General features: G+C 48.5%; 8 protein-coding genes and 1 pseudogene. All 9 read left to right on the forward strand.

Annotated features, from left to right (window positions below):
• Window positions 1-13: 13 nt before the first annotated feature.
• On the forward strand, window positions 14-481 hold the full coding sequence (locus V7126_RS15650; protein ID WP_175075152.1) for a Crp/Fnr family transcriptional regulator: 468 nt from the start codon (window positions 14-16) through the stop codon (window positions 479-481).
• Window positions 482-589: 108 nt separating this feature from the next.
• Entirely contained in the window at window positions 590-1,693 is a 1,104-nt protein-coding gene (locus V7126_RS15655) for a TIGR04053 family radical SAM/SPASM domain-containing protein (RefSeq protein ID WP_046131390.1), read from the forward strand.
• Between the two features lie 102 nt (window positions 1,694-1,795).
• The gene (locus V7126_RS15660) at window positions 1,796-2,041 is read left to right on the forward strand and encodes a DUF1858 domain-containing protein (RefSeq protein ID WP_373687980.1); all 246 of its coding nucleotides are present in this window, start codon (window positions 1,796-1,798) and stop codon (window positions 2,039-2,041) included.
• Entirely contained in the window at window positions 2,025-3,269 is a 1,245-nt protein-coding gene (locus tag V7126_RS15665) for a DUF438 domain-containing protein (protein ID WP_175075153.1), read from the forward strand. Before V7126_RS15660 ends, V7126_RS15665 begins: the two co-directional genes overlap by 17 nt.
• Window positions 3,270-3,458: 189 nt before the next feature.
• Window positions 3,459-7,145, forward strand: coding sequence for a nitrate reductase subunit alpha (locus tag V7126_RS15670; protein WP_175075154.1), 3,687 nt, complete (start codon window positions 3,459-3,461; stop codon window positions 7,143-7,145).
• Window positions 7,135-8,604: a nitrate reductase subunit beta gene (gene narH, locus V7126_RS15675; protein WP_046131386.1), complete on the forward strand. Its 1,470-nt coding sequence runs from the start codon at window positions 7,135-7,137 to the stop codon at window positions 8,602-8,604. Before V7126_RS15670 ends, narH begins: the two co-directional genes overlap by 11 nt.
• A gap of 18 nt (window positions 8,605-8,622) precedes the next feature.
• Window positions 8,623-9,165 carry a nitrate reductase molybdenum cofactor assembly chaperone gene (gene narJ / locus V7126_RS15680; protein WP_175075155.1) on the forward strand — a complete coding sequence of 181 codons (543 nt, stop codon included), beginning with the start codon at window positions 8,623-8,625 and terminating at the stop codon, window positions 9,163-9,165.
• Window positions 9,162-9,848: a respiratory nitrate reductase subunit gamma gene (gene narI / locus V7126_RS15685; protein WP_175075156.1), complete on the forward strand. Its 687-nt coding sequence runs from the start codon at window positions 9,162-9,164 to the stop codon at window positions 9,846-9,848. Before narJ ends, narI begins: the two co-directional genes overlap by 4 nt.
• A gap of 124 nt (window positions 9,849-9,972) precedes the next feature.
• Window positions 9,973-10,198 (forward strand): annotated as a pseudogene (locus V7126_RS15690) (transporter); the annotation flags it as partial.

Raw genomic sequence — 10,198 nt, forward strand, 5'->3', positions numbered from 1 at the left:
AGGAGGACAATCAATGGACCGGTTTGACCACTTGTTATTTCTGAAAAATCTTCCTATGTTTCTGGGAGTTCCTCTTCCCATCATTAAAAGGCTTCTGAAAAACGGAAGAGTGATCGATATCGGATCGTCCCGTCCTTGCCGATCGTTTCTGCATTCTCAATCCGTCTATTTTGTTTTGAAAGGTGAAGTTTATTTTGCGGACAAAAGGCTTCCCGAGGAATCACGCATCATCGCCGAGTGGGAAAAAGGCGATGTATTTCCCATTGATCAAAAGGGAGAACCTTTTTTGTCTCCGTTTATTTCTGTTAAAACTGCCGCTGACACCGCTGTGCTTGAAATTCCTTTTACGATATTCAAAAAAATGATGACGTACAATCACCAACTGCAAATGAACTTTCTCAAACTTCTCCAGCAAAATTTATACTTTTCCTATCAATTATTTTTGCGCTACCTCCGTTCCGCCCCGGAAGATGCCGATTGAGAAGGGCTTCTCCCCTTCTCTCCCCTTTTAGATGTGATCTACTTAACATTTCTGCTTCTCTTTTTCCGATACGATGGACTCGAATGTGAAGGAAAGGACAGATGACAGATGATACAGTGCAATTTTCATGAGGCTCCGTTTATCGTAATTTGGGAGCTGACAAGAGCCTGTGAGCTGAAATGCCTCCATTGCCGGGCTTCGGCGCAACACTATCGCGACCCGAGGGAGCTCTCGCTTGAAGAAGGAAAAGCGTTAATCGATGAAATCTACTTGATGAACAATCCTATTTTAGTGCTGACCGGCGGTGATCCGCTCATGCGGGAGGACGTCTTTGACATCATTCAATACGCCGTCCAAAAAGGCGTCCGCATTTCCATGACGCCGAGCGCGACGCCAAATGTGACGAAGGAAGCCATCAAAACCGCCAAAGATATCGGCTTATCCCGCTGGGCGTTCAGCTTAGACGGACCCAACCGCAAGATCCATGATCATTTTAGAGGAACAGACGGTTCTTTTGATTTAACGATGAAAGCGATTCGATACATTCATGAATTCAATCTTCCGCTGCAGATCAATACCGTCATTTCAACGTATAACATCGATTATTTGGAGGAAATGGCAAAGCTGATTGAACAACTGAATTGTGTGCTGTGGAGCGTGTTTTTCCTCGTTCCGACCGGACGTGCCCATCGGGATGACATGATTTCAGCCGTACAACATGAAAAAGTGTTTCTTTGGCTCAGCCGTTTGGCAAAGGAAGCACCGTTTGATATTAAAACAACGGCAGCCCAGCCCTACAGACGGGTTGTCATCCAGCAAAAAATGCGGGAGGCCAAAGACCCCGATCTTCAGATCCGCTATGAGGATGCGCTTGAAAAAGGCAAAATTGACGCGATCGGCGGATTAGGGCGTGCGCCTAAAGGCGTCAATGACGGAAACGGCTTTTTGTTTATCTCCCATATAGGCGATGTATATCCAAGCGGCCTATTGCCCGTAAAAGCCGGAAACGTCCGAAAACAGCCGCTGTCAGAGATTTACCGGGAGTCGCCCGTTTTCAAAGAGTTGCGAAACCCCGACGGATATAAAGGCAAATGCGGAATCTGCGAATTCCGGCATGTCTGCGGCGGATCACGTTCACGCGCCTATGCATTGACCGGCGATTATTTGGAAAGCGACCCGAGCTGCATCTATATTCCGAAGGCATTGCGCTAGAAAATGTGACCTGGATCACAAAGACTTTGGTGCACTTGTATTATCGTTATATATGAGAATGATCATCAATTTCAAAGGATGTGATTCCTGCTGAACAAGACATTGAATTTAAACGCTTCGGTCTACGACCTTTGCACATTGCATCCTGAGCTGAAAAACTTGATGAAAGACATCGGTTTTGATCACATCTCAAAGCCTGGAATGCTTGAAACTGCCGGCCGCATCATGACGATCCCAAAGGGTGCCCGGCTGAAACAAATCGACTTGGCGCACGTCTTGGATGCATTAAGGGAACACGGTTTTGAACCTGTTTTTGGAGAGGAGACGAACAATGAGCGAAATCATTAACAACAGAGAAATTCAGCAAGACTTATCAAATGAAAGAATGCAGCAGCTGAAAGACATCATCATCGCCCTTCATAAAGGAACACCCTATGATGAAGTAAAAAAACGATTTCAGCAAGCTTTCGGCTCGGTCGATCCGGAGGAGATCGCCCATCTGGAACAGGCGTTAATGAAAGAAGAAGGCATCACGCCTGAAGAGATCCAAAAGCTGTGTTCCGTTCATGCGGACGTTTTTAAAGGATCGATCGAACACATTCATAAGCCGGAGGCTGACAAGATGCCGGGCCACCCGGTTCATACATTTATAAAGGAAAACAAAGAAATCGACCTCCTGCTGAATTTTAAAATCCAGCTTCATTTGGAACGATTCGAAAAAGAAGACAGCGGAGAAAACATTTTGAAGCTGATCAGCGATTTAAATCTGCTGGCCGACGTTGACAAGCATTACAGCAGAAAGGAAAATCTGCTCTTCCCCTACCTTGAAAGGTACGGCATCACAGGCCCAAGCAAAGTGATGTGGGCGATTGATGACTTCATCCGCAAAAGCATTAAAGAGACGAAAGCGCTATTGGAAAACTACACGTCTGACAAAAAAGACGACATCATCCGCGAGCTCGGCTTTATCATAAAGGAAGGCACAGAGATGATCTATAAGGAAGAGAACATTCTGCTGCCGATGGCGCTTCGGACATTGACTGAAGACGAATGGCTGAAAATAGCGGCCGAAAGCGGCGACATCGGCTACTGTCTGACAGAGCCTGAAGCCGAGTGGAAACCTGAACGCCATCAGCTCAATACAGCAAATGAAAAAGCCGGTGACGGATACGTCCGCCTCCCCACCGGCATCTTATCCGTTAAACAGCTTGAACAAATGCTGAACCATCTCCCCGTTGATTTGACGTTTATCGACGAACATGATGTTGTCCGTTATTTTTCCCACGGCAAAGAACGGATTTTCGCCAGGACAAAAGCCGTGATCGGCCGAACCGTGCAAAACTGCCATCCGCCGGCAAGCGTCCACATCGTCAACAAACTTCTCGACGATTTTAAATCGGGCAAAAAAGATGCAGAAGATTTTTGGATCAAATTCAAAGACAAATACGTTTACATCCGCTACTTTGCCGTCCGTGACGAAAACGGCAAGTACGTCGGCACACTGGAATTCACCCAAAACATCGCCCCGATTCAAGACATTTCAGGGGAAAAAAGAATATTAAGCTCTGAAGAGTAAGATCGGTCCGCTTTCTATATTAAAAGAAAGCGGGCTTTTTTTCGGGTTCCCTCCTCCCCTCTTCCTTTCTCTTATTTTTTGTGACAACTTTGTGAAATGCATCAACCTTGTGACAAAGTTAACAAGGTGCCGTTCTCCCTCCGTATATAGTGGAAGTAGCACCACTGACTCAAGAGGAGTGAAACCGCAATGAAGAAAAAGAAAACGAGCCCAATTCTCAGGAGATTAAACTTTTTCTCTCCGATCGAGCATCATTCCAATAAACACAGCCAGACTTCTTATGAAGACCGGGACTGGGAAGATGTATACAGAAGAAGATGGCAGCACGACAAAGTAGTACGTTCGACCCACGGGGTCAATTGTACAGGGTCGTGCAGCTGGAATATTTACGTAAAAAACGGGATCGTCACCTGGGAGGGCCAGCGCCTTGACTATCCTTCAACAGGTCCTGATATGCCTGACTTTGAACCGCGCGGCTGTCCGCGGGGAGCCAGCTTTTCCTGGTACATTTACAGCCCGCTCCGCGTGAAATACCCGTATGTCAGAGGCGTGCTTATCAACATGTGGCGGGAAGCTCTAAGCAAGCACAACAATCCTTTAGACGCATGGAAATCGATCGTCGAAAATCCCGAAAAAGCAAAAGCCTATAAACAGGCGCGGGGAAAAGGCGGATTTGTCCGGGCTGAATGGGGCGAAGTGCTCAAATTGATCTCGGCTTCCCTCCTTTATACCGTCATGAAATACGGACCTGACCGCAATGTCGGCTTCTCGCCGATTCCAGCTATGTCTATGCTCAGCCATGCAGCCGGCTCCCGTTTTATGTCGCTGATCGGCGGTCCGATGCTCAGTTTCTATGACTGGTATGCCGACCTCCCTCCCGCCTCCCCGCAAATTTGGGGAGATCAGACGGATGTGCCGGAAAGCAGCGATTGGTACAATTCCGGCTACATTATGACTTGGGGGTCAAATGTCCCGCTTACGAGAACCCCTGATGCACACTTTTTGGCCGAAGCCCGATACAAAGGTGCGAAGGTGATTTCCATCAGCCCCGATTATGCGGAATCGACAAAGTTTGCCGACGACTGGCTGAGCGTTAGACAAGGAACCGACGGAGCGCTTGCAATGGCAATGGGACACGTCATCCTGCAGGAGTTTTACGTCAACAATGAGACGAAGCGCTTTATTGACTATGCGAAACAATATACGGATTTTCCGTTTTTGGTGACGTTGAAAAAAGAAGGCGGACAATTTACGGCTAGCCGTTTTCTCCATGCGAAAGACATTGGCCGCATAACTGAACATGACGAGTGGAAACCGGCCGTCTGGGATGAAGAAACAGACGATTTCGCCATACCTCAAGGAACGATGGGCTCACGCTGGGACGGCAAAGGAAAATGGAATTTGCGCATGATTGATGAAGATACGGAAAAGCAGATTTCTCCGCGGCTTTCCATGCTCGGAAAAGAAGATATGATCGGCACGGTCAAAATTCCTTATTTCTCCCATGATGGGAACCGAGTGCTTGAAAGACCCCTTCCGATCAAAAAAATGAATGTGAACGGCGAGGAAGTCTTTGTCTCCACCGTGTTTGACCTGACGCTCGCAAACTACGGCGTCAACCGCGGGATCGGCGGGCAGGCTGCCGAATCGTTTGATGATCCAGAACCGTTCACACCGGCCTGGCAGGAACAGATCACAGGCGTCGATCGCAGCCAGGTGGTCAAAATCGCAAGAGAATTCGCGCAAAACGCCATCGATACAGACGGCCGCTCAATGATTATCGTCGGCGCCGGTATTAACCACTGGTTCAACTCTGACACCATTTACAGAGCGGTATTGAATCTCGTGCTCCTTGTGGGCGCGCAAGGCGTCAACGGCGGCGGATGGGCCCACTATGTCGGCCAGGAAAAGCTCCGCCCGGCCGAAGGATGGCAGACGATTGCCATGGCAAAAGACTGGGGCGGCCCTGCAAAGCTGCAAAACGGCACTTCATTCTTCTATTTTGCCACTGACCAGTGGCGCTACGAAGATGAGCCGGTCACAGGCCTCGCCTCTCCGATCGTCGAATCGTCACGCTATAAGCACCATGCCGATTATAACGTGCTGGCGGCAAGGCTCGGATGGCTCCCGTCGTATCCGACATTCGAAAAAAACGGCATTGATTTATACGAGGAAGCGGCGCAATCAGGCGCCGAAAACGCTAAAGAAGTCGGAGCCTATATCGCCAAACAGCTTGAGGATAAAAAGCTCAAATTTGCGATTGAAGACCCTGACAATGAAAAGAATTTTCCGAGAAACCTTTTCGTTTGGAGAGCGAACTTAATTTCAAGCTCCGGCAAAGGCCACGAGTATTTTCTGAAGCATTTGCTCGGCACGACGAACGGGTTAATGAATGAGGATCATGACAGCATCCGGCCGGATGAAATCACCTGGCGGGACGAAGCGCCTGAAGGCAAGCTCGACCTGTTGATCAATCTCGACTTCAGAATGGCCGGCACCGCCCTGTACTCTGACATCGTGCTGCCTGCGGCCACATGGTATGAAAAGCACGATCTCAGCAGCACGGATATGCATCCGTTCATTCATCCGTTTAATCCGGCGATTTCGGCTCCTTGGGAAGCAAAATCCGACTGGGATATCTTTAAAGCATTGGCCAAAGCGGTCTCCGAATTAGCCGAGGAAGTCGACATGAAGCCGGTGAAAGAAGCAGTCGCTTCTCCCCTCCTTCACGACACTCCTCAGGAAATGGCTCAGCCATTGGGGAAAATCAAAGACTGGAGCAAAGGGGAATGCGCGGCTGTTCCAGGAAAAACGATGCCGCAAATTCATGTCGTCGAACGCGATTACAAACAGATATTCAATAAAATGACGGCGCTCGGGCCAAATGTCGTCAAACAGCCTTTCGGTACAAAAGGAATGAACTGGTCGGTCGAAGAGGAATACAACTCCCTGAAAAAAATACTCGGAGTAGTAACCGAAGACACCGTGGCAAAAGGCTGTCCGATTATCAATGATGCGAAACAGGCCGCTGAAGCCGTTTTGACCCTTTCGTCTACTTCAAACGGAAAGGTAGCGGTAAAAGCGTGGGAATCGCTTGAAAAAATTACGAATCTCGAATTGAAAGATTTAGCTGAGGAGCGGGAAGAAGAACATTTTACTTTTGAGCAAATAACGGCTCAGCCGAAAACCGTTATCACCTCCCCTGCTTTCAGCGGGTCTGAAAAAGGCGGACGCCGCTATTCTCCATTTACGACAAATGTTGAAAAGCTGATCCCGTGGAGAACAGTGACCGGCAGACAGTCTTTTTATCTCGATCACGAAATGATTACAGAATTCGGCGAAAACATGGCGACGTTTAAACCGATCCTCATCCATCGCCCGTTCTTGAACAAGCGCCCGGCGCAAGAAGGCAAAGAAATCGTTTTGAACTATTTAACGCCGCACAATAAATGGTCGGTTCACAGCATGTATTTTGACTCCCTGCCGATGCTCACCCTTTTCAGGGGCGGTCCGACGGTTTGGATGAATAAGGACGATGCAGCTGAAACCGATATTCAAGATAACGATTGGATCGAATGCTTCAACAGAAACGGAGTCGTCGTCGCCCGCGCTGTCGTCTCGCACCGCATCCCGAAAGGAATGGCGTTTATGCACCATGCCCAGGACAGACATATCAACGTACCTGGTACAAAGCTGACGAACAACCGCGGCGGCACCCATAACAGCCCGACCCGCATCCACGTCAAACCGACGCAAATGATCGGCGGCTACGGACAGCTCAGCTACGGCTTCAACTACTACGGGCCAACAGGAAACCAGCGCGACCTCAATGTCGTGATCAGAAAATTGAAGGAGGTCGATTGGCTTGAAGATTAAAGCGCAAATCGGAATGGTCATGAACCTGGATAAATGCATCGGCTGCCACACATGCAGCGTTACGTGCAAAAACACATGGACAAACCGTTCCGGTGCAGAATATATGTATTTCAACAATGTCGAAACAAAGCCGGGCATCGGCTACCCGAAACAATGGGAGAATCAAGATAAATATAAAGGCGGCTGGGAGCTTAAAAAAGGAAAGCTCCAGCTGAAATCGGGCGCAAAAGCAACAAGGCTGATGAATTTATTTTACAACCCGTATCAGCCGACGATCGACGATTACTATGAGCCTTGGAACTATGATTATGAAACGCTGACAAACAGTCCGGAGAAAAAGCATCAGCCTGTCGCAAGGCCGAAGTCTTCCATTACGGGAGACTTCATGAACCTCGAATGGGGCCCGAACTGGGAAGATGACCTCGCCGGCGGACATATCACAGGACTTGAAGACCCGAATGTTCAAAACATGGAACAATCGATTAAAACTGAATTTGAAGATGTCTTTATGATGTATCTTCCGAGAATCTGCGAACACTGCATCAATCCGGCATGCGTCTCTTCCTGCCCTTCAGGCGCGATGTACAAACGCGAAGAAGACGGGATCGTCCTCGTCGATCAGAATGCATGCCGTTCATGGAGACATTGTGTATCATCATGTCCTTATAAAAAAGTGTATTTTAATTGGCAGACGAACAAGGCGGAAAAATGCACACTATGCTTCCCCCGCTTAGAAGCCGGACTGCCGACGATCTGTTCCGAGACTTGTGTCGGCAGAATCCGCTACCTCGGCGTTATGCTCTATGACGCCGACAAAGTCCAGGAAGCCGCATCAGCCGAAAATGAAAAAGACTTGTATCATTCACAGCTGGACGTTTTCCTTGATCCGAATGATCCCGCTGTCGCAGAAGAAGCGAAAGCCCAAGGCATTCCGGCGGAATGGATTGAAGCAGCACAAAAATCGCCGATCTACAAAATGATTATCGATTGGAAGATCGCGCTGCCTTTGCATCCGGAATACCGGACATTGCCAATGGTATGGTACATTCCGCCGCTCAGCCCGATCATGAACATGTTTGAAGGAAAAGGAACGGCCCAATCGGCGGAAGATATTTTCCCTGCGATCGATCAAATGAGAATTCCGATTGAATACTTGGCGAATTTGCTGACGGCCGGAGATACGTCCCATATCAGAACTACATTAAAGAAAATGTCGGTCATGCGCATGTACATGAGGTCAACCCAGACAAATAAACCGATGAATTCTGACCTGATTGCATCTACCGGCTTGACAGAACAGCAGATTGAAGAAATGTACCGTCTGCTAGCGATCGCGAAGTACGACGACCGCTTCGTCATTCCGACCTCACATCGCGAAGAAGTGGCAGACCTATATATGGAACAAGGAAGCTGCGGATTGTCATTTGCCGGAGGCCCCGGCTCCTGCCAAAACATATAAAACGGGAGTGAAGCAAAAATGGATGCAACAGATAAACAGGCCGTTTTCGCCGCCCTCTCCTATCTTCTCTCTTATCCTGATGAAGAATGGAGACTGGAACGCTCTGATTGGCAAAGCCTCATCAGCGACATTCAGCCTGAGCACCTGCGGGAGCGGCTGCTCGCATTTTTAAAAGAAGCGGAAGCTTATTCTCCGGAGGAATTGATTGAAACGTATGTATACACATTTGATTTCGGCAAAAAAACGAACCTTTATGTCACCTATTTCAACTCCGGTGAACAGCGTGAGCGCGGAATCGAGCTATTGCAGCTGAAAGATCTGTATCAGCAATCCGGGTTTCAGCCGACGGACAAGGAACTTCCGGACTACCTCCCGCTCATGCTTGAATTTGCTGCCGTTGCCGAGCTTCATAAGGCCAAGGACGTCTTTCAAAAATATGTATCAAACCTGGAAGAGCTGAAATTGCAGCTTCTCGAAAACGAGAGCATCTATGCTCCGCTTTTGGACGGTTTATTGATCGCATTGGCGGAAATCGGCGTTGAAAGGACTGTAGAGTCATGATCGAACAAATACTTTGGGTCATTCTCCCCTACATCGTTCTGACGATTTTTATCGGGGGGCATATATACCGCTATCAACATGACCAGTTTGGCTGGACAGCCAAATCGAGCGAAATGCTCGAAAAGAAAAAACTGGCGGTAGGAAGCAGTTTGTTTCATTGGGGAATCTTTTTTGTCATCGGCGGACACGTGATGGGGATTTTAATACCGGAAAGCCTTTACGAGGCGATCGGCGTATCAGAGCATATGTACCATAAAATCGCCATCGGCTTTGGCCTGCCTGCCGGCATTGCCGCACTGTCGGGACTCATCATTCTTGCTTACCGGAGAACGGCTGATAAACGGATCCGGAAAACGAGCTCTGCCGGCGACCTGATCACCCTTGTCACTTTATTGTTTATGATGGCGACGGGACTTGCGTCAACGTTTTTAAACATCGATTCAAAAGGCTTTGACTACCGTACAACGATCGGACCTTGGTTCCGGAGTATCTTCTTGTTCAAACCGGATGCCTCGCTCATGGAAAGCGTGCCGCTCTGGTTTAAAATTCACATCGTCGTGGGCTACGCCGTTTTCATCGTCTGGCCGTTCACCCGGCTTGTCCACGTGTTCAGCATGCCGCTCAAATATTTGACAAGAAGCTATGTCGTCTATCGAAAACGCGCCCCGCGCAAAAGCATTTGACATTCTCCCTAAAGCCGTTTCGGCTTTAGGGATTTTTTTCTCTTCTTAAAATCCTTGATAGGCAAGCTCCCATTTTCCGGTCGCATCATATGATAAAAAAACAAACAGAAAGGAGCGTTTTTGATTGTACCCATATTATGATTTCGATATATATGATCCGTACCGCCAGCAATTTCCTCCAGGCCCGCCTCCGGGTGCGGGAGGACAGACTCAGCAGCAGTTTTTGCCCCCTCCCCCAAGCCAGTTTCCCCCGGAAACCGGGGTCTCTGCTTTCGCCGTTGATCCCGGCGGAATTAGAAGATGCTTGTTCCGTTATACAGTCATCCGCTTAAGAAACGGAAGCCGCTTCT

This window comes from Bacillus sp. JJ675 (genome assembly GCF_036963165.1).
GTDB lineage: Bacteria > Bacillota > Bacilli > Bacillales > Bacillaceae > Bacillus > Bacillus glycinifermentans.